This window comes from Roseovarius sp. CH_XMU1461 (assembly GCF_037027165.1).
Classification (GTDB): domain Bacteria; phylum Pseudomonadota; class Alphaproteobacteria; order Rhodobacterales; family Rhodobacteraceae; genus Roseovarius; species Roseovarius nubinhibens.
The window spans coordinates 172,171-190,612 of the sequence record NZ_JAYMDV010000002.1; the positions used below are offsets into that span (position 1 = coordinate 172,171).

Annotated in this window: 19 protein-coding genes; 18 read left to right on the forward strand and 1 reads right to left on the reverse strand. The window is 65.4% G+C overall.

The features are described 5' to 3' along the window. Window positions 1-2 precede the first annotated feature (2 nt). Window positions 3-254, forward strand: coding sequence for a DUF2842 domain-containing protein (locus WA237_RS06225; RefSeq protein ID WP_009812070.1), 252 nt, complete (start codon window positions 3-5; stop codon window positions 252-254). A gap of 40 nt (window positions 255-294) precedes the next feature. After that, a complete protein-coding gene (locus WA237_RS06230) occupies window positions 295-951 on the forward strand; it encodes a 5-formyltetrahydrofolate cyclo-ligase (protein ID WP_336097054.1) in 657 nt (218 codons plus the stop codon). Between the two features lie 37 nt (window positions 952-988). Here WA237_RS06230 and WA237_RS06235 read toward each other — a convergent pair whose 3' ends face one another. Beyond that, a complete protein-coding gene (locus WA237_RS06235) occupies window positions 989-1,717 on the reverse strand; it encodes a FadR/GntR family transcriptional regulator (RefSeq protein WP_336097055.1) in 729 nt (242 codons plus the stop codon). 59 nt (window positions 1,718-1,776) lie between these two features. Between WA237_RS06235 and WA237_RS06240 the strand changes: the two genes are divergently transcribed. From WA237_RS06240 to nusB, 16 genes are all read left to right on the forward strand, one after another. Then, window positions 1,777-2,577: a DUF2182 domain-containing protein gene (locus tag WA237_RS06240; RefSeq protein WP_009812067.1), complete on the forward strand. Its 801-nt coding sequence runs from the start codon at window positions 1,777-1,779 to the stop codon at window positions 2,575-2,577. Window positions 2,578-2,580: 3 nt separating this feature from the next. Beyond that, the gene (locus WA237_RS06245) at window positions 2,581-3,216 is read left to right on the forward strand and encodes a DUF1326 domain-containing protein (protein ID WP_336097056.1); all 636 of its coding nucleotides are present in this window, start codon (window positions 2,581-2,583) and stop codon (window positions 3,214-3,216) included. Window positions 3,217-3,244: 28 nt separating this feature from the next. Then, on the forward strand, window positions 3,245-3,760 hold the full coding sequence (locus WA237_RS06250; RefSeq protein WP_336097057.1) for a DinB family protein: 516 nt from the start codon (window positions 3,245-3,247) through the stop codon (window positions 3,758-3,760). Further along, window positions 3,757-4,866 carry a dimethylsulfoniopropionate demethylase gene (locus WA237_RS06255; RefSeq protein ID WP_216016890.1) on the forward strand — a complete coding sequence of 370 codons (1,110 nt, stop codon included), beginning with the start codon at window positions 3,757-3,759 and terminating at the stop codon, window positions 4,864-4,866. Before WA237_RS06250 ends, WA237_RS06255 begins: the two co-directional genes overlap by 4 nt. A 78-nt stretch (window positions 4,867-4,944) precedes the next feature. Beyond that, entirely contained in the window at window positions 4,945-5,934 is a 990-nt protein-coding gene (gene acuI, locus WA237_RS06260) for an acryloyl-CoA reductase (protein WP_216016891.1), read from the forward strand. Between the two features lie 817 nt (window positions 5,935-6,751). Continuing rightward, a complete protein-coding gene (gene mraZ, locus WA237_RS06265; RefSeq protein ID WP_050754085.1) occupies window positions 6,752-7,255 on the forward strand; it encodes a division/cell wall cluster transcriptional repressor MraZ in 504 nt (167 codons plus the stop codon). Window positions 7,256-7,258: 3 nt separating this feature from the next. Beyond that, the gene (gene rsmH, locus WA237_RS06270; RefSeq protein WP_336097058.1) at window positions 7,259-8,254 is read left to right on the forward strand and encodes a 16S rRNA (cytosine(1402)-N(4))-methyltransferase RsmH; all 996 of its coding nucleotides are present in this window, start codon (window positions 7,259-7,261) and stop codon (window positions 8,252-8,254) included. Further along, window positions 8,254-8,616 carry a cell division protein FtsL gene (ftsL, locus tag WA237_RS06275; protein ID WP_009812060.1) on the forward strand — a complete coding sequence of 121 codons (363 nt, stop codon included), beginning with the start codon at window positions 8,254-8,256 and terminating at the stop codon, window positions 8,614-8,616. Before rsmH ends, ftsL begins: the two co-directional genes overlap by 1 nt. Further along, complete coding sequence (locus tag WA237_RS06280; protein ID WP_336097059.1) at window positions 8,613-10,394, forward strand: peptidoglycan D,D-transpeptidase FtsI family protein; 1,782 nt, start codon at window positions 8,613-8,615, stop codon at window positions 10,392-10,394. Before ftsL ends, WA237_RS06280 begins: the two co-directional genes overlap by 4 nt. A gap of 25 nt (window positions 10,395-10,419) precedes the next feature. After that, window positions 10,420-11,895 (forward strand): UDP-N-acetylmuramoyl-L-alanyl-D-glutamate--2,6-diaminopimelate ligase, encoded by a 1,476-nt coding sequence (locus WA237_RS06285; RefSeq protein WP_336097060.1) that lies wholly within the window; start codon window positions 10,420-10,422, stop codon window positions 11,893-11,895. Then, window positions 11,892-13,337, forward strand: coding sequence for a UDP-N-acetylmuramoyl-tripeptide--D-alanyl-D-alanine ligase (locus WA237_RS06290; protein ID WP_336097061.1), 1,446 nt, complete (start codon window positions 11,892-11,894; stop codon window positions 13,335-13,337). The genes WA237_RS06285 and WA237_RS06290 overlap by 4 nt, the downstream gene beginning before the upstream one ends. Window positions 13,338-13,340: 3 nt before the next feature. Then, complete coding sequence (gene mraY / locus WA237_RS06295; RefSeq protein WP_009812056.1) at window positions 13,341-14,423, forward strand: phospho-N-acetylmuramoyl-pentapeptide-transferase; 1,083 nt, start codon at window positions 13,341-13,343, stop codon at window positions 14,421-14,423. A 199-nt stretch (window positions 14,424-14,622) separates the two neighbouring features. Beyond that, the gene (gene murD / locus WA237_RS06300; RefSeq protein WP_336097062.1) at window positions 14,623-16,023 is read left to right on the forward strand and encodes a UDP-N-acetylmuramoyl-L-alanine--D-glutamate ligase; all 1,401 of its coding nucleotides are present in this window, start codon (window positions 14,623-14,625) and stop codon (window positions 16,021-16,023) included. Between the two features lie 118 nt (window positions 16,024-16,141). Further along, window positions 16,142-17,308, forward strand: coding sequence for a 3,4-dihydroxy-2-butanone-4-phosphate synthase (gene ribB, locus WA237_RS06305; protein WP_009812054.1), 1,167 nt, complete (start codon window positions 16,142-16,144; stop codon window positions 17,306-17,308). Further along, window positions 17,308-17,853 carry a 6,7-dimethyl-8-ribityllumazine synthase gene (locus WA237_RS06310; RefSeq protein WP_336097063.1) on the forward strand — a complete coding sequence of 182 codons (546 nt, stop codon included), beginning with the start codon at window positions 17,308-17,310 and terminating at the stop codon, window positions 17,851-17,853. The genes ribB and WA237_RS06310 overlap by 1 nt, the downstream gene beginning before the upstream one ends. Next, window positions 17,850-18,332 (forward strand): transcription antitermination factor NusB, encoded by a 483-nt coding sequence (nusB, locus tag WA237_RS06315; protein WP_009812052.1) that lies wholly within the window; start codon window positions 17,850-17,852, stop codon window positions 18,330-18,332. Before WA237_RS06310 ends, nusB begins: the two co-directional genes overlap by 4 nt. Window positions 18,333-18,442: the final 110 nt, after the last annotated feature.

The following is an 18,442-nucleotide window of genomic DNA, read 5'->3' on the forward strand; positions in this document are numbered from 1 at the left end:
CGATGGGCAAGGCACCCGGTCTGAGCTACAAGGCGCGGCGGCGCTGGGCCTTGGTCATCCTGCTGATCGGGCTGCCGCTCTATATCGTGCTGGCGGTGACGCTCACCGATTGGCTGCGCGGGCGCTACCCGGTGCTGCCGGCGCTGACCGAACTGGTGGTTTTCGTGGCGCTCGGCATTGTCTGGGCGCTGCCGTTCAAATTCATCTTCAAAGGGGTCGGTCAGGCCGACCCCGATGCGGGCCCCGAAGACTGATCGCTTGCCGGGGCAGGCGGGCTGTGCTTCGCTGGCGCCCATGGCAGAGGATGATGACCGACCCGGTGCGCCGCCCTGTTTTCAGCATGAGCTGATCGGCGGTCACCCGGTCGACCCAGAGACATGGCGCGATGTCGCCCGGTTTCGCCGGGCCGAACGCGCGCGGCTTTATGCGGCACGCAAGGCGCTGGGGGTCGCGGGGCTGCGGACGCAATCGGCGCGGATCATGGCGGGGCTTGGTGAAATGCTCGGCCCGCTTGCCGGGCGGCGCATCGCGGTCTTCTGGCCGATCCGGGCCGAGCCCGATCTGCGCGACTGGATGGCCGAGGCCGACCGGGCCGGGGCCGAGATGCTCTTGCCCGTGGTGGTGGAAAAAGACGCCGCCCTGATCTTTCGCCGCTGGCGGCCCGGTGTGGCCATGACGCGCGGTCATTGGAACATCCCGGTGCCCGAGACAGGTGCGCCGATCACGCCCGATCTCGTCATAGCACCACTGCTGGGGCTCGACGGGGCGGGCTATCGGCTCGGCAATGGCGGCGGCTATTACGACCGGACCCTGGCCGGGCTCGCGGCCGAAGTGGTCGGCGTGGGCTTTTCCGATTGCCGGATCAAGACGATCTTTCCGCAGCCTTGGGACATCCCCATGCAGCGGGCGATGCTCGGCTCGGGCGAGCGGCTCGAGTTTCCGAAATCCTGAAAGGATTTCGTCCCGTTTCCCTTTGAGGGAAACGGCGTCAGCCTTTGGCGCGCGCCGCCATGACATCGCGGCCAAGGGTGAGCGTATAGGCCTCGAGCTCGACCAGCGCCTGATCCGCCCCGTCCGCATCATGCGCCTCGAGCGCATCGGCAATCCGCGTGTGCAGCCCGACAATGGCTTCGCGCGACCGGGCGGTGAAGGTGATCATGTTCATCAGGGGCTGCATCGCCTCGACCGCCCCGGCGAGTTGATAGCTCAGCACCGGGTTGCCCGCGCCATCGACCAGCGCCCGGTGAAAGGTCACATCCGAAGCGCAGAAGCTCTCATCGGAGAGGCCGGGCTGGGCCTGGCGGTGGATCTCGGCGCGCATCGTGGCGAGGTGATCGGGGCTGCGCCGTTCGGCCGAGAGCGGCGCACAGGCCCGCTCCAGCGCATAGCGCGCCTCGCAGGCCACATCGAAACTCACCTCATTCATCGACAGAAGCAGCGTCGAGGTGGTGACCTGCTGACCATAGGCCTCTTCATAGCGCAGCCGGTTGACGAAGGCGCCGCCGGTCGCCCCCCGCTGCGTCCGAATGAGCGATTGCGCCGCCAGCCGTTTGAGCGCTTCGCGCACCGTCGGCCGCGACACCTGAAACTGATCCGAGAGCTCGGCCTCAGAGGGCAGCCGTTCGTCGACGATCATATCCCCCGATACGATGGCATCGCGAATGGCATTGGCGATCTGAGCCGAGAGGTCGATTTTCTTGTCCGGATCAATTTTCATTTGTGCCGTCCGCAATTGTCTGACATTTTGAGTGCCGAGGTGAGTCTAGGACATACGCGATGCACGGAATTCTGACCATACCCCTGCGCAACCTGGCTTGGCTGGGCTTTTTCGCGGCGATCCTCGCGGCGTGGTATGCGATGTATGCGATGGCGATGCAGATGGATCTCGACCTGCTGGGCCGCCCCGGCGCGATGGGCGAGCGGATGCGCCAGATGGACCCGCGCATGCCGATGTATATGCCGATGGCGAACTTCGGCCCGCTCTTTGCCATGTGGGCGATCATGATGGCGGCGATGATGCTGCCGACCTTGGTGCCGACCTTGCGCAGCTATGAGGATCTGATCGCCTCGGCCAATGGCAGCCGCGCCGGGTTTCTCGGCGTCTTGGCGGGGTATTTCCTCATCTGGGTGGGCTTTGCCGGGCTGATCACCGGGGCGCAGCTAGCGCTTCTCTACGGTGGGGTGATCGACATGCTGGGCATCGCGCGCGCGCCCTGGATCGGCGCGCTCTTGCTGATCGGGGCGGGGCTTTACCAGTTCACCCGGCTCAAGGAGATCTGCCACGGCGTCTGCCACAGCCCGATGATGTATTTCCTCGGCCATTGGCGCGCCGGCGGGCTCGGCGGGCTGCGCATGGGGCTGGGGCTTGGCGCCTATTGCGTCGGCTGCTGCTGGCCCTTGATGGTGCTGGGCTTTGCCGGTGGGGTGATGAACCTCGCCTGGATGGGGCTCGCCACGATTTACATGATTTTGGAGAAACTGCCTCAGATCGGTCACGCGGTGGCGCGGCCATTTGGGGTGTTGCTGATACTTGGCGGGCTGGTCTGGCTGGTCGCGCCGCATGTCCTGGGAGGATAAAGGATGAGTGAGACGAAAACCGCACCGGAATGGGCGATCAAGGGTGAGTTGTTCCTCAATTGTAGCTGCGAAGTCTTCTGCCCCTGCGTGGTGAGCCTCGGCCAGCACCCGCCTACCGAGGGCCATTGCCACGCCTGGATGGCCATCGCCATCGACGAGGGCAGCTTTGACGGCGAAGACCTGTCGAACCTCAATGTCGGCATTCTCGCCGATATCCCGGGCCGCATGGGCGAGGGCAATTGGAAGGTCGCGCTCTATGTTGACGAACGCGCCAGCGACGCGGCGTTTGACGCGATCTGCGCGATCTTTTCGGGCAAGGCGGGCGGCACCACCGGCCTCTTTACCATGCTCGTGTCGGAAATCATCGGCGTCGAACGGCTGCCGGTGTCGATCCAGCGCGAAGGCAAGACCCGCGCCATCCAGATCGGCCGCAAGATCCAGGGCGAGATCGAGATGATCGACGGCGCCAGCCCCGATCAGCCGGTGACCATCACCAATTCGCAATATTGGATGGGTCCCGACATCATCGCCGCCAAGGGCAAGAAGAGCCGTGTGCGCGATTATGGCCGGGTCTGGGATTTCGGCGGCAAATCCGCGGAAATCTGCCCGATCGACTGGTCCGGCCCGACCAAACGCTAGGGCCGGGGCCCCGGCAGGAGTGGACGCCATGATCGTCACCCCAGACTATTGCCAACTGATGGCGCGCTACAACCTCTGGCAAAACCAGACTCTTGTGGCGGCGGCCGAGGCGCTGTCGCCCGCAGCCCGGGCCGAAGAGCGCGGCGCGTTCTTTGGCTCGATCACGGGCACGTTTTCGCATCTGCTCTGGGCCGATCTGGCCTGGATGTCGCGCTTTGAAGGGGGCGAGGCCCCGGCCTGCGGCGTCACCGGCAGTGCCGCGCTCTTTGCCGATTGGGAGGCGTTCAAAGCCCAGCGCGCCGAGACGGATGCGCGCATTTTGGATTGGGCGCATGCGCTTGGGGTGGCGGAACTTGCCAGCGATCTCGCTTGGTATTCCGGCACTCTGGGGCGCGATGTGACACGGGCTCTGGGCCTATGCGTCGCGCATTTCTTCAACCACCAAACCCATCACCGGGGGCAAATCCACGCCATGCTGACGGCGGCGGGCGCGCGCCCCGGGGATACCGATCTCTTTGTCATGCCAGAGGATGTTGGCCGATGAGCCCAGCCATGATTTCCCAGACCCGCCGCCTGCGCCGCACGCCCTTTTCCGATGGGGTCGAGGCGCAAGGCGTCAGCGCCTATACCGTCTACAACCGGATGCTGCTGCCGACTGTGTTCGAAAGCGTTCAGGCGGATTACCACCATCTCAAGAAACATGTGCAGGTCTGGGACGTGGCCTGCGAACGCCAGGTCGAGCTGCGCGGCCCCGATGCCTCGCGGCTGATGCAGATGCTGACCCCGCGCGATCTGCGCGGCATGGGCGTTGGTCAATGCTATTACGTGCCGATCGTCGATGAGACGGGCGGCATGCTCAACGATCCGGTGGCGGTCAAGCTGTCCGAAGACCGGTGGTGGATCTCCATCGCCGACAGCGATCTGCTGCTCTGGGTCAAGGGCGTGGCCAATGGCTATCGGCTCGATGTGTTGGTGGATGAGCCGGACGTGTCGCCCTTGGGCATACAGGGGCCGAAATCGGACGAGCTCATGGCGCGGGTCTTTGGCGATGCGGTGCGCGACATCCGCTTCTTCCGCTATGGGGTCTTTGATTTCGAAGGCCGCGACATGGTGATCGCGCGCTCGGGCTATTCCAAACAGGGCGGGTTCGAGATCTATGTCGAGGGCGGTGACATCGGCATGCCGCTCTGGGACGCGCTGTTCAAGGCGGGCGAGGATTTGCAGGTCCGCGCTGGCTGTCCCAACGGGATCGAGCGGGTCGAGGGCGGTCTGCTCAGCTATGGCAATGACATGACCGATGACAACACGCCGCATGAATGCGGGTTGGGCAAGTTCTGCAACACCCATACCGCCATCGGCTGTATCGGCCGGGATGCGCTGTTGCGGGTGGCCAAGGAAGGCCCGGTGCAACAGATCCGCCCCATCGCCATCGCCGGCGATCCGGTGCCGGGCTGTGACCGGGTCTGGCCGCTCTATGCCGGGGACAAGCGGGTCGGTCAGGTGACCTCGGCCGCCTGGTCGCCCGATTTCAACACCAACGTGGCCATCGGCATGGTGCGGATGACCCATTGGGACGCGGGCACCGAGCTGCGGGTCGATATCAAGGGCGAAGAGCGCGCCGCAGTGGTGCAGGAAAAATTCTGGCTCTGACAGGGGCAGGCGGGGGCGCGGCCCCCGCAGTCCCAAGACATACAGTCAGGGCATTCACATAAGATGGAGGAGAGAGACATGTTCAAGGCATTGGTCGTCAACAAGGACGAAGAGAGCGGCAAGACATCTGCTGCGGTGGAAGAGATCGATCTGGCGCAGCTGCCGCAGGGCGAGGTGACCGTGGCGGTGGAATATTCCACCGTGAACTACAAGGACGGGCTCTGCATCGGGCCGGGCGGCGGGCTGGTGCGCAACTACCCGCATGTGCCGGGGATTGATTTCTCGGGCACTGTCGAGGAGAGCTCGGACGACCGCTACAAGCCCGGCGACAAGGTGGTGCTCACCGGCTGGCGTGTGGGCGAGGCGCATTGGGGCGGTTATGCGCAAAAGGCGCGGGTGCGCGCCGATTGGCTGGTGCCGCTGCCCGAGGGGCTCGATGCGCGGCAGGCGATGGCAGTGGGCACCGCCGGTCTCACCGCGATGCTCGCGGTGCAGGCGCTCGAGGATCAGGGGCTCAAATCAGGGCCGGTGCTGGTCACCGGTGCTGCGGGCGGCGTCGGGTCCGTGGCGACCGCGATCCTCGCCAATCTCGGGCATAAGGTGGCGGCGGTCACCGGTCGCGCCGAACAGGCCGACTACCTGCGCGATCTCGGGGCCAGCGACATCCTTGGCCGTGAAGAGTTCGAAGAGGTGACGCGCAAACCGCTCGAAGGCGAACGCTGGGGCGGCTGCGTCGATGCGGTGGCGGGCGCCATGCTGGGCCGGGTGCTCAAGCAGATGGAATATGGCAGCTCGGTCGCGGCCATCGGCCTCGCGGGGGGCGCGGCCATCGAAGGCGCGCTCATCACGCCCTTCATCCTGCGCGGCGTGAACCTTCTCGGCATCGACAGCGTGATGCAGCCCTATGACAACCGCGTCCGCGCCTGGCAGCGCATCGCCCGCGACCTGCCGATGGACAAGCTCGAGGCGATGGTGCAGCCCGCGACGCTCTCGGATCTGCCGGGGCTTGGCCGCGACATCCTCAAGGGTCAGGTCAAGGGCCGCGTGGTGGTCGACGTCAACGCCTGATCGGGGCAGGGCCCACAGCGGGCCCACAAAGGGCCACAAGGATCGACAAAGACAGGGAAGGGGCGTGCCAGCGGGCGCGCCCCTTTCGCATGCAGTGGGTGGGATCGCATGGGAGGTCTGGGATCTCATGGGACAGCTGGGACGCCATGGGATGGCGTGGATCAGGCCCGGATCGGCGCAGATCAGCCGGGATGTCAGGGACATCATGGGCGGCACGGGAATTCATGGGCCGATGAGCGGCAATTTGCGAATCACTTGGGGCGATTTGGCAGGAAATCGCGGGTTCCCCGGGTGATTTGCCGGGTTTTCTCGGGCTGAAAGGGCTGCTAGAGCGGGCTCTGCGGCCTTGATTCACTGAGATTCTCGGAAATCCCGGGAATATATGGGAAAAAATTTGGGCACTGCGACTTGTCTATATCTTGTGTGTGGTCAAGTCACTTTCCGCTAGGTTGTGTGCAAAATCTCCCAAAACTGCCACATCATCTTGTTTTTTAAGGGCCTCGAGAACAACATCCTGTGGTGATTTCCCGTAAAAACTTGTTGATCTCCATGAATTCCCATGGCATCCCTATAGACACGATGAGGACGGGATCAAGGGGCAGCAAGACCCCAACCAAAACTCCCAAGTCAGGTTTCATACAGGCGCCCGCTTCATCAGAAACGAAGAGATCCGGCGCGCGGGCGAGCAGACATCCCCCCAGGTGGCGCGCGCAGCTGGACACCCCGCCAAGCGGGACGAGGGCGACGGGTAGGGCAGTGGCAGCAGCTCTATCCGTCGTTTCGTTTCCGGGAGGCAACACGCAAGGGACAGGACAAAGTGGCCCGCAGGTTCAGAGGCGAAAGCCATCACAAGGTAGATACGAAGGGCAGGGTCTCGATCCCGGCCTCGTTTCGCCGTGTGCTGGAAGCGTCCGACCCGAACTGGCGCGATGGCGACACGCCCGAGCTGGTCATCGTCTATGGCGATCACCGCCGCAATTACCTCGAATGCTATACGATCGAAGCCATCGAGGAGGTGGATGCCAAGATCGACGCCCTGCCGCGTGGCTCGATGGAGCGCAAGATGCTCCAACGCCTCTTTCACGGTCAGAGCTTTCCCACCACGGTCGATGAAACCGGCCGTCTTGTGCTGCCCGCCAAGCTGCGGCAAAAGATCGATCTCGACAATGAGGCCTTCTTTATCGCCGCCGGTGACACGTTCCAGATCTGGAAGCCCGAAACCTACGAGGCGGAAGAGCTGGCCCGGACCGAGGAATGGCTCGACGAGCTGCCCGATGACTTCGATCCGCTGATTTTCCTGGACAACGCTGCAAAGGAGTGAGGGATGTCACCTGCTGCCACACCCCCCTCTGACCGCGACCCCCATATTCCCGTTTTGATCGAACCGCTGATTGCCGAGGTGGCCCCGGTCACTGGCACTTGGCTCGACGGGACGCTCGGGGCGGGCGGTTATACCCGCTATCTTCTCGCTGCCGGGGCCGACAAGGTCATCGGTGTCGACCGCGATCCGCTGGCCCATGATCTCGCCGCGCAATGGGGCGCGGATTATGGCGACCGGCTCGAACTGGTGCGCGGCGTGTTCTCCAAGATGGACGACTACGCCACCGATCTCGACGGGGTGGTGCTCGATCTCGGTGTCTCCTCGATGCAGCTCGATCAGCCGATGCGCGGCTTTTCCTTCCAGAAGGACGGCCCGCTGGACATGCGGATGAGCCAGGAGGGCGAGACCGCCGCCCATATCGTCAACAGCGCCGACGAGGGCGATCTGGCCGATATCCTCTTTCTCTATGGCGAGGAACGCGCGAGCCGCCGCATCGCCCGCGCCATCGTCCGCGCCCGCGAAGAGGCGGCCATCGTGACCACGTTGCAACTCGCTGAAATCGTTGAAAAATGCCTACCGCGCCCCAAGCCCGGTCAGGCCCATCCCGCGACCCGCTCGTTTCAGGCGCTGCGCATCGCGGTGAATGATGAATATGGCGAATTGGCCCAAGGTCTGGCGGCGGCGGAACGCGCGCTGAAACCCGGTGGCAAGCTCGCGGTGGTGACCTTTCACTCCATCGAGGACCGCATGGTCAAACGGTTCATCCAGTCGCGGCTCGGCGGCGCCGGGCGGGGCAGCCGCCACGCCCCCGAGACCATTGAGGTCGCCCCGCAATTCACCCAAGTGAGCCGCAAGGCCACCTCGGCCAGCGAGGCCGAGATCGACCGCAATCCGCGCGCCCGCTCGGCGCGGCTCCGGGTCGCCACGCGCACCGATGCGCCGCCCGCGCCGCTCGACCGCCGCGCCATCGGGATGCCACAGCTCGGAGGGCGCCGCTGATGCGCAGCTTCTTCTATATCCTCAGCGCCTTGATCGTCGTCGGGCTGGCCTTCTGGGCCTACCGCGAGAATTACGAGACCCAGGCCGCGCAGGACCGGGCCGAACGGCTCGAAACGCAGATTGCCGGCACCCGCCAGCGGCTGCGCGTGCTCAAGGCGGAATGGGCCTATCTCAACCGTCCCGACCGGCTCCGCGATCTGGCCGAGCTGAATTACGAACGTCTTGGCCTCTTGCCGCTGCAGCCGCATCAGTTCGGCCGCGTCGATCAGGTGGCCTACCCGCCGGTTGCAGGCGCGCTCGAAGGCCTGCCGATTGATCTGAGCAATTCCGTGGATGTGTCCGCACAGGAGAGCGTAGAATGATCCGCACCCCGCTTCGGCCTCTGGCCCGTATCCTCAAGGCCCGCCATCAGGGCGAAAACCCCGACGCCATCGAACGCGAGAACATCCGCCTGCGCCACGAAGAGATGCGCGACCGCGACCGCCGCCGCGCCGAGGGGCGGCTTTTGGTCATGGGGGCCATGTTCTTTTGCGCCTTCATCGTGATCGGCGGGCGGATGGCGGTTCTGGCCCAGTCCGAACCGGCCGAGCCGCGCGCCAGCGCCGCCGGCGCCTCGATCCTCGCCCAGCGCGCCGATATCGTCGACCGCAAGGGCCGCATCCTTGCGACCAATTTCGACACCCACAGCCTCTATGCCCAGCCGCAGCAGATGATCGAACCGGAACGCGCCGTGCGCGAGCTGGTCAAGATCTTCCCCGATCTCGATCAGGACCGGCTGATGCGCGACTTCACCGGCAAGCGCAAGTTCCTGTGGATCAAGAAGAAAATCAGCCCCGAACAGCGCCAGGCCGTGCATGACATCGGCGAGCCGGGCCTGCTCTTTGGGCCGCGCGAAATGCGCCTCTACCCCAATGGCAAGCTGGCCGCCCATGTGCTCGGCGGCGCGAGCTTTGGCCGCGAGGGCGTCCATGCCGCCGAGGTGATCGGCGTGGCCGGGATCGAGCGTTTCTACGACGACCGTCTGCGCGACCCGGCGCAGGGGCATGAGCCGCTCAAGCTCTCCATCGATCTCACCATCCAATCCGCCATCGAACAGGTGCTCCACGGCGGCATGCGCCTGATGAACGCCAAGGGCGCGGCGGCGGTGCTGATGGATGTCCACACCGGCGAAGTGATCTCCATTGCCTCGCTGCCCGATTTCGACCCGAACGACCGGCCGCGCCCGGCGGTCTCGGGCGATGCCAGCGACAGCCCGCTCTTCAACCGCGCGGTGCAGGGCGTCTACGAACTCGGCTCGACCTTCAAGATCTTCACCGTGGCGCAGGCCATGGACCTCGGGCTCATCAACCCCGAGACGATGATCGACACCAAGGGCCCGCTGCGCCAGGACGGGTTCAGCATCCGCGATTTTCGCAATTACGGCTCGTCGCTGAGCGCCACCACGGTGATCGTCAAATCCTCTAACATCGGCACCGCCCGCATCGCCCAGATGATCGGCGCCTCGCGTCAGCAGGAGTTCCTCAAATCGCTCGGCTTCTTCGAGCCGACACCGTTCGAGATCATCGAGGCGGCGGGCGGCAAACCGCTGCTGCCGGCGCGCTGGAACGAGCTGTCGACCATGACCATCTCCTATGGTCACGGCCTCTCGTCGAGCCCGCTGCACCTCGCCGCAGGCTATGCGGCGATTGCCAATGGCGGCACCTATGTCAAACCCACGCTCCTGCACAAACCGCGTGTCGAGCCGGGCCACCGGGTCTTGTCCGAGAAATCCGCCCGCGCCGCGCGTGACATGCTGCGCAAAGTGGTCAGCGAAGGCACCGCCAGCATGGGCGAGGTGCCGGGCTACGCGGTGGGCGGCAAGACCGGCACCGCCGACAAACCCAAGCCCACCGGCGGCTATTACGACGACAAGGTGATCGCGACCTTCGCCACGATCTTCCCGGCGCATGACCCGAAATATGTGCTGGTGGTGACGCTGGATGAGCCGGTGGAAACCTCCGGCAAGGAACCGCGCCGCACCGCTGGCTGGACCGCCGTGCCGGTCGCCGCCGAAATCATCGGCCGCGTGGCGCCGCTGCTGGGCCTCAGACCCGAGATTGAACCCGCCCCATTGGCTGATATAACGCTCACATCGAACTGAGCGGCCAGTGGAGGGCGGGAACGCCATGCGTAAATCTTTGACCGAGTTGGGGCTGACCGCCCAAGGCGGTGCCCAGGCCCTTGTCACCGGCCTGTCGGTGGACAGCCGACAGACCCGCGAGGGCCATCTCTTTGCCGCTTTGCCGGGCACCAATGTGCATGGTGCGCGCTTTATTGCCACCGCGCTCGAGCGCGGCGCGGCGGCCGTGCTCACCGATGCCGAGGGCGCGGCGCTGGCCCGCGATCTGCTCGACGGGGCGGCGGTGGCGCTGGTGGTGGCGGAAGACCCGCGCCAGACGCTCGCTTATGCCGCCGCGCTTTGGTATGGCGGCCAGCCCGACTGCATGATCGCCGTCACCGGCACCAATGGCAAAACCTCGGTGGCGAGCTTTACCCGGCAGATCTGGGCCGAACTGGGCTTTGAGGCGGTCAATCTCGGCACCACCGGGGTCGAGGGCGCCTATCAGGTGCCGCTCGCCCATACCACGCCGGAGCCGATCACCCTGCACCGCGTCCTGGCCGAATGTCAGGCGGCTGGCGTCACCCATGCCGCGATGGAAGCGTCGAGCCACGGGCTCGCCCAGCGCCGTCTCGACGGGGTACAGCTCGCCGCGGCGGGGTTCACCAATTTCACCCAGGATCACCTCGATTACCACGCGAGCTTTGACGAATATTTCGACGCCAAGGCCGGGCTCTTTGCCCGCGTCCTGCCCGAGGATGGCACGGCGGTGATCAATATCGACGATCCGCGCGGCGCCGAGATGGCCGAGATCGCCCGCCACCGGGGGCAGGGCATCCTCTGCGTCGGGCGCAAGGACGAGGCCGATCTCATCCTGCGCGCCCAGCGGTTCGAGACCACCGGTCAGACCATGCGCTTTGACTGGGAAGGCCGCCCCTATCAGACCACCGTGCCGCTCATCGGCGGGTTTCAGGGCGAGAACCTGCTGCTCGCCGCCGGTCTCGCCATCGCCACCGGGGCCGACCCGTCGCGCGTCTTCGACACCTTGCCGCAGATGCGCACGGTGCGGGGCCGGATGGAACTGGCCGCGACCCGCGAAAACGGCGCGGCGGTCTTTGTCGATTACGCCCATACGCCCGATGCGGTCGGCACCGCGATCCGCGCCCTGCGCCCGCATGTGATGGGCCGTCTCATCGCCATCGTCGGCGCCGGTGGCGACCGCGACGCGGGCAAGCGCCCGCTGATGGGCCGCGCGGCGGGCGAACATGCCGATCAGGTCATCGTCACCGATGACAACCCGCGCAGCGAAGACCCGGCGCTGATCCGCGCCGCCGTGCTCGAAGGCTGTCCCGAGGCGCTCGAAATGGGCGACCGGGCCGAGGCGATCCTGCGCGGCGTCGATATGCTCGGGCCGGGGGATGCTCTGCTGATCCTCGGCAAGGGCCATGAGACCGGGCAGACCGTCGGCGACGATGTGCTGCCCTTCGACGATTGCGAACAGGCAAGCGTCGCCGTCGCCGCCCTTGACGGGAGGCTCGCATGAGCGCGCTTTGGACCGCCCGAGAGGCGGCCGAGGCCACCGGCGGCACAGCGCAAAGCGACTGGCAGGTTTCCGGCGTCTCCATCGACACCCGGACTTTGGCCGAGGGCGATCTCTTCGTGGCGCTCAAAGCCGCCCGCGATGGCCATGATTTCGTGGCGCAAGCCTTGGGCAAAGGGGCAGGGGCCGCACTGGTGAGCCATATCCCCGAGGGCGTCGCCGCCGATGCGCCGCTGTTGATCGTCGAGGACGTGCTGGCCGCACTCGAGGCGCTGGGCCGCGCCGCCCGCGCCCGCAGCGACGCCCGCGTCGTCGCCGTCACCGGCTCGGTCGGCAAGACCTCGACCAAGGAAATGCTGCGCACGGTGCTGGCGCGTCAGGGCCGCACCCATGCCGCCGAGGCAAGCTATAACAACCATTGGGGCGTGCCGCTGACACTGGCCCGGATGCCGCGCGACACCCAGTTTGCGGTGATCGAAATCGGCATGAACCACCCCGGCGAGATCGCGCCCTTGGCGCGTCTGGCGCGGCCGCATGTGGCGATGGTCACCACCGTCGCCGCCGCCCATCTCGAAGCCTTCGAGAATATCGAGGGCATCGCCCGCGAAAAGGCCGCGATTTTCGAAGGGCTGGAGCCGGGCGGCATCGCCGTGGTCAATGCCGATCTCGACACCACCCCCATTCTCGAAGAGGCCGCGACCCGCGCCGGGGCCAGCATCCGCCGCTTTGGCACCAAGGCGCGCGACTATCATCTCGACACGGTGCAGATCACCGGCGACCGCACGGTGATCCGCGCCGAAATCCAGGGCGAGACGGCGCTGTTCAAGCTCGACTGCGCGGGGCGGCATTTCGCGATGAACGGGCTCGGGGCGCTGGCCGCCGTGGCGGCGCTCGGTGGCGACGCGGGCCGTGCCGCGCCGGACCTGGCGCTCTGGCAGCCGCCCGCCGGGCGCGGCACCCGTGAAGACGTGGTGATGGACGAGGCCCGGCAGGGCTGGGTGCTCGATCTCATCGATGACGCGTTCAACGCCAACCCGACCTCGCTCGAGGCGGCGCTCGAAGTGCTCGCTGCCGCCACGCCGCGCGACAATGTCGGGCGCATCGCCCGCGGGCGGCGCATCGCCATTCTGGGCGATATGCTCGAACTTGGCCCCAATGAGATCGCGGTGCATACCGATATCGCCACCTGGCCGCTGATTGCTCAGCTCGACACGGTGCATTGCGTCGGACCCCGGATGCGGCATCTTTGGCAGGCGCTTCCCCGCGCACAGCGGGGCACCTGGGCCGATATGGCCGAGGAAATGGTTGCAGAACTCCCCGATCTGGTGGATGCGGGCGACGTGGTTCTGGTCAAGGGTTCCAAGGGCAGCCGAGTGAGCCTTGTGGCCGAGAGCCTGCGCAATATCGGGCGTCGTCGACGTCCCAATAATAACGAGGACGATTGAACAATGCTCTATTGGCTGACTGCCCTGTCTGACGGTGGCGATCTCTTTAACCTGTTTCGCTACATCACATTCCGGGCCGGTGGGGCCTTTCTCACGGCGCTGTTCTTCGGCTTCCTCTTCGGCCCGCCGCTGATCAACGTGCTGCGCCGCCGCCAGGGCAAGGGCCAGCCGATCCGCGAAGACGGCCCCGAGACCCATTTCGCCAAGGCCGGCACACCGACCATGGGCGGGTTGCTGATCGTCGGCGCGATGCTCACCGCGACGCTGCTCTGGGCGCGGCTCGACAACCCCTATGTCTGGGTGGTGATGATGGTCACGCTGGGCTTTGGCCTCATCGGCTTTGCCGACGATTACGCCAAGGTCTCCAAGGGCAACCACAAGGGCGTGCCGGGCAAGGTGCGCCTCGCCATCGGCTTCTTTATCTCGGCGGTTGCCGCCTATGTGGCGACGCTCTTTCACCCCGAGGCGCTGCAGCATCAGCTGGCGCTGCCGGTGTTCAAGGATGTGCTGCTCAATCTCGGCTGGTTCTTCATCCCCTTCGCGATGATCGTGATCGTCGGCTCGGCCAATGCGGTGAACCTCACCGACGGGCTCGACGGGCTGGCCATCATGCCGGTGATGATCGCCTCGGTGTCGCTCGGCGTCATCGCCTATGCGGTGGGGCGGGTCGACTTTACCGAATATCTCGATGTGCATTACGTGCCGGGCACTGGCGAGATCTTGATCTTTGTCGCGGGTCTCGTGGGCGGCGGCTTGGGCTTTTTGTGGTATAACGCCCCGCCCGCCGCGGTCTTCATGGGCGACACCGGCAGCCTCGCGCTCGGCGGCGCGCTCGGCGCCATCGCGGTGGTGACCAAGCACGAGATCGTGCTCGCCATCATCGGCGGCCTCTTCGTGGTCGAGGCGCTCTCGGTGATCATTCAGGTGCTCTATTTCAAACGCACCGGCAAGCGGGTGTTTCTCATGGCCCCGATCCATCACCATTACGAGAAAAAGGGCTGGTCCGAGCCGCAGATCGTGATCCGCTTCTGGATCGTGGCGCTGATCCTCGCGCTGATCGGACTGGCGACGCTCAAGGTCCGGTAATCCGCCTGCCCAAATCGGCGTCCACATAGGCGCCGAAAGAGGCGGTCCAATCTGGCGCGTGGGCGACATCGCCCACCGCCGTCTTACCGACGCAATACCGACAGGCTACCGACAGGGCGATTTCGGCCCGGATTTGTCCATACTGGACCTTCCGCCCCGCCCGCTGTAGCGATAGATCATCAAGGAATAGAGGTGGCCAATGATACCAGTCATCGGGGTGGAAGAGCAGCGGATCGCAGTCCTCGGGCTGGGCCGCTCAGGTCTCTCGGCGGCCCGCGCCCTGCGCGAGGGCGGTGCCCATCCGATCTGCTGGGACGACAATGAGGCGGCCCGCGACATCGCCGCTGGCGAAGGGTTCAAAGTGAGCGACCTGTCCCGCCAAGGCGCCTTTGACGACATCGCGCTCCTGGTCACCAGCCCCGGCATCCCGCATCTCTATCCCGAACCCAACCGCGTCATCGCCGCCGCCCTCGCGGCGGGCGTGCCGGTGGACAATGACATCGGGCTTTTCTTCCGCTCCTTCGCGGCGCAGGGCTTTGATGAATTTGACACGCCGCCGCGCGTGGTGGCGGTCACCGGCTCGAACGGCAAATCGACCACCTCGGCGCTCATCCACCATGTGCTGAGCGAAGCCGGGCGCGCCTCGCAGCTTGCGGGCAATATCGGGCGCGGCGTGCTCGATATCGACCCGCCCGAGGATGGCGGCGTGGTGGTGCTCGAACTGTCGAGCTATCAGACCGAACTCGCCCGCGCGCTCACCCCCGATGTGGCGGTCTTCACCAATCTGAGCCCCGATCATCTCGACCGGCATGGCGGGATGGGCGGCTATTTCGCGGCCAAGCGGCGGCTCTTTTCCGAAGGCGGGCCTGATCGCGCGGTGATCGGCGTCGACGAGGCCGAGGGCCGGTTTCTCGCCAACCAGCTCTCTGTCGGGCCGAGCGACGATCGAGTGATCCGCATCTCGTCCGGCACCAAGCTCACCGGTCCCGGCTGGCAGGTCTTTGCCCGTAAAGGGTTCCTGAGCGAATACCGAAAGGGCCGTCAGGCCGGATCTATTGACCTGCGCGAGATCAAGGGCTTGCCCGGTGCTCATAACCATCAAAACGCCTGCGCCGCCTATGCCGCCTGCCGCGCTCTCGGCCTCGCGCCCCGGGTGATCGAGGCCGGATTTGCGAGCTTTGGCGGCTTGCCGCATCGCAGCCAGCTTATCGCCGAACGGGATGGGGTGAGCTTTGTCAATGACAGCAAGGCCACCAATGTCGACAGCGCCGCGCGCGCCCTCATGGCCTATGGCCGCATCCGCTGGATCTGCGGCGGCTTGCAAAAAGAGGGCGGTCTGGCGGGCCTCGCGCCGGGACTGGCCAATGTGGTCAAGGCCTATGTGATCGGCCGCGAGGCGGCGGCTTTCGCGCTCGATCTGGGCGAGACCGAGACCGAGATCTGCACCACGATGGAGCGCGCCGTAGCCCGCGCCATGGAAGAGGCGGAACCGGGCGATTGCGTGCTGCTGGCCCCGGCGGCGGCGAGCTTTGACCAATACGACAATTTCGAGCAGCGTGGCGATGATTTCACCGCAAGGGTGCGCGCCAACCTCGGCTGATACCCTTCAACCTTGCAGCAGCCCAGTACCAGCCCCGCAGAGGGGCTGTGCAACTCTGCACTGGCATCTGGGGCGCGGCTCTTGTATCGGAGGGCCCGACACCACCAGAGGCTGCCCCATGTCCGATACCGTCCCCTTCGAGAAACCCGGCCCCGTCGAGGCAGGGCTTCGCGACGCCATCGCCACGACAGAAGAGATCATCGAAGAGGCCCGTGCGGGCCGGATGTATATTCTCGTCGATCACGAGGACCGCGAGAACGAAGGCGATCTGGTGATCCCCGCCGAACATGCCGATGCCGCCGCGATCAATTTCATGGCGACCCATGGCCGCGGGCTGATCTGCCTGCCGATGACCGCCGAGCGCGTTGAAACGCTGGGCCTGCCGATGATGGCGGTGAACAATTCCTCGCGCCACGAGACCGCTTTCACCGTCTCGATCGAGGCCCGCGAAGGGGTGAGCACCGGCATCTCCGCCGCCGACCGTGCGCTCACCATCGCCACCGCGATCAATGAACAGAAATCCGCCGCCGATATCGCCACGCCGGGCCATGTCTTTCCGCTGCGCGCGCGCAAGGGCGGGGTGCTGGTCCGCGCCGGTCACACCGAGGCGGCGGTCGATATTTCGCGTCTGGCGGGGCTGCATCCCTCGGGGGTGATCTGCGAGATCATGAAGGACGATGGCACCATGGCCCGTCTGCCCGATCTGGTGGAGTTTGCGCAGAAACACGAGATGAAGATCGGCACGATCTCTGATCTCATCGCCTACCGTCACAAACATGACAACCTGATCCATGAGGTGCGTCGCGAAAAAGTGACCTCGTCGCATGGCGGCGCCTGGGACATGGCGATCTATGCCGATCAGATCACCGGCACCGAACATGTGGTGCTGAGCAAGGGCGACATCACCGATGGCGCGCCGGTGCTGGCCCGGACCCATGCGCTCGACGCGCTCGAGGATGTGCTGGGCATCGGGCTCGAGGCGACGGGCAGCGGCCCCACCGGCAAACTGCCCCGCGCGATGGAGATCATCGCCGCCGAGGGGCGCGGTGCCGTGTTCCTCTTCCGCCAGCCCCGGCCGCGTCTCGCCTCCGAGATGGAGGATGACGACACGCCGCGCACCATCAAACACACCGGGCTCGGCGCACAGATCATGTCCTATATGGGCCTGCATGAGCTGATCCTGCTCACCGACAGCCCCGACACGCGCTATCTCGGGCTCGATGCCTACGGGATTTCCATTGTCGGCACCCGCCCGATCAGCGGTGCCAAAGCGGAGACGAACTAATGGCTGCCAGCGAATATTCCTTGCCCCGTGCTGAATTTGACAAGCCGGTGAAACTGCTCATCGTGGTGGCGCCGTTCTATCGCGACATCGCCGATCAGATGATCGCCGGGGCGACGGCCGAGATCGAGGCCTCGGGCGGCAGCTTTGAGATTGCCGAAGTGCCCGGCGCGCTGGAAATTCCCACCGCCATCGGCATTGCCGAACGGCTGTCGAATTTCGACGGTTACGTGGCGCTGGGCTGTGTGATCCGGGGCGAGACGACCCATTACGACACGGTCTGCAATGACAGCTCGCGGGCGATCACCTTGCTCGGCCTGCAGGGGCTCTGCATCGGCAATGGCATTCTCACGGTCGAGAATATGGCCCAGGCCGAAGCCCGCGCCAATCCGGAAAAAATGAATAAAGGGGCAGGGGCCGCCGCTGCGGCCTTGCATCTCGTGGCGTTGACGCGCAAATGGGGCGCTCCGCGCAAGGGCGTGGGCTTTGCCCCGGCGGCAGAGGAATACAAACTCGCAGGCGACCCCAAGGACACACCCAAAGCATGAGCGACAGACCCAATATCTCCGGCAACCAACAGCGCAAAATGCGCTCCGCCGCGCGTCTCTATGCGGTGCAGGCACTTTTCCAAATGGAACATTCCTCGCTCTCCGTCGACGAGGTCCGCCGCGAATTCCTAGAATTCCGCTTCGGCGCCGAATTCGATGACGGGATCGACATGCAGGAAGGCGATGCCGAGCATTTTGCCGATGTCATCGAAGGCGCGGTGCAGTGGCAGGCCAAGATCGACCAGATGACCGACCGGGCGCTGGTGGCGAAATGGCCGATCGACCGGATCGACCCGACGCTGCGGGCGCTGTTCCGGGCGGCGGGTGCCGAGCTGATGCAAGAGGGCACACCGCCCAAGGTGGTGATCGTCGAATATGTCGACATCGCCAAGAGCTTCTTCCCCGAGGGGCGCGAGCCGAAATTCGTCAATGCCGTGCTCGATTTCATGGCGCGCGAGGCGAGGCCCGAGGCGTTCTGAGCCGGGTTACCCCCTCTGATAACATAGAAAAAGCGCGCAAGGTTTGACCTGCGCGCTTCTTTTTTGGGCAGTTGCCAGGAGCCGCGCGACCCGGCTTTGCATTAATTGCG

Coding starts and splice junctions, on each gene's coding strand:
- WA237_RS06225 (WP_009812070.1), top strand. CDS start 3: ATGGGCAAGGCACCCGGTCTGAGCTACAAGGCGCGGCGGCGCTGGGCC.
- WA237_RS06230 (WP_336097054.1), top strand. CDS start 295: ATGGCAGAGGATGATGACCGACCCGGTGCGCCGCCCTGTTTTCAGCAT.
- WA237_RS06235 (WP_336097055.1), bottom strand. CDS start 1,717: ATGAAAATTGATCCGGACAAGAAAATCGACCTCTCGGCTCAGATCGCC.
- WA237_RS06240 (WP_009812067.1), top strand. CDS start 1,777: ATGCACGGAATTCTGACCATACCCCTGCGCAACCTGGCTTGGCTGGGC.
- WA237_RS06245 (WP_336097056.1), top strand. CDS start 2,581: ATGAGTGAGACGAAAACCGCACCGGAATGGGCGATCAAGGGTGAGTTG.
- WA237_RS06250 (WP_336097057.1), top strand. CDS start 3,245: ATGATCGTCACCCCAGACTATTGCCAACTGATGGCGCGCTACAACCTC.
- WA237_RS06255 (WP_216016890.1), top strand. CDS start 3,757: ATGAGCCCAGCCATGATTTCCCAGACCCGCCGCCTGCGCCGCACGCCC.
- acuI (WP_216016891.1), top strand. CDS start 4,945: ATGTTCAAGGCATTGGTCGTCAACAAGGACGAAGAGAGCGGCAAGACA.
- rsmH (WP_336097058.1), top strand. CDS start 7,259: ATGTCACCTGCTGCCACACCCCCCTCTGACCGCGACCCCCATATTCCC.
- ftsL (WP_009812060.1), top strand. CDS start 8,254: ATGCGCAGCTTCTTCTATATCCTCAGCGCCTTGATCGTCGTCGGGCTG.
- WA237_RS06280 (WP_336097059.1), top strand. CDS start 8,613: ATGATCCGCACCCCGCTTCGGCCTCTGGCCCGTATCCTCAAGGCCCGC.
- WA237_RS06285 (WP_336097060.1), top strand. CDS start 10,420: ATGCGTAAATCTTTGACCGAGTTGGGGCTGACCGCCCAAGGCGGTGCC.
- WA237_RS06290 (WP_336097061.1), top strand. CDS start 11,892: ATGAGCGCGCTTTGGACCGCCCGAGAGGCGGCCGAGGCCACCGGCGGC.
- mraY (WP_009812056.1), top strand. CDS start 13,341: ATGCTCTATTGGCTGACTGCCCTGTCTGACGGTGGCGATCTCTTTAAC.
- murD (WP_336097062.1), top strand. CDS start 14,623: ATGATACCAGTCATCGGGGTGGAAGAGCAGCGGATCGCAGTCCTCGGG.
- ribB (WP_009812054.1), top strand. CDS start 16,142: ATGTCCGATACCGTCCCCTTCGAGAAACCCGGCCCCGTCGAGGCAGGG.
- WA237_RS06310 (WP_336097063.1), top strand. CDS start 17,308: ATGGCTGCCAGCGAATATTCCTTGCCCCGTGCTGAATTTGACAAGCCG.
- nusB (WP_009812052.1), top strand. CDS start 17,850: ATGAGCGACAGACCCAATATCTCCGGCAACCAACAGCGCAAAATGCGC.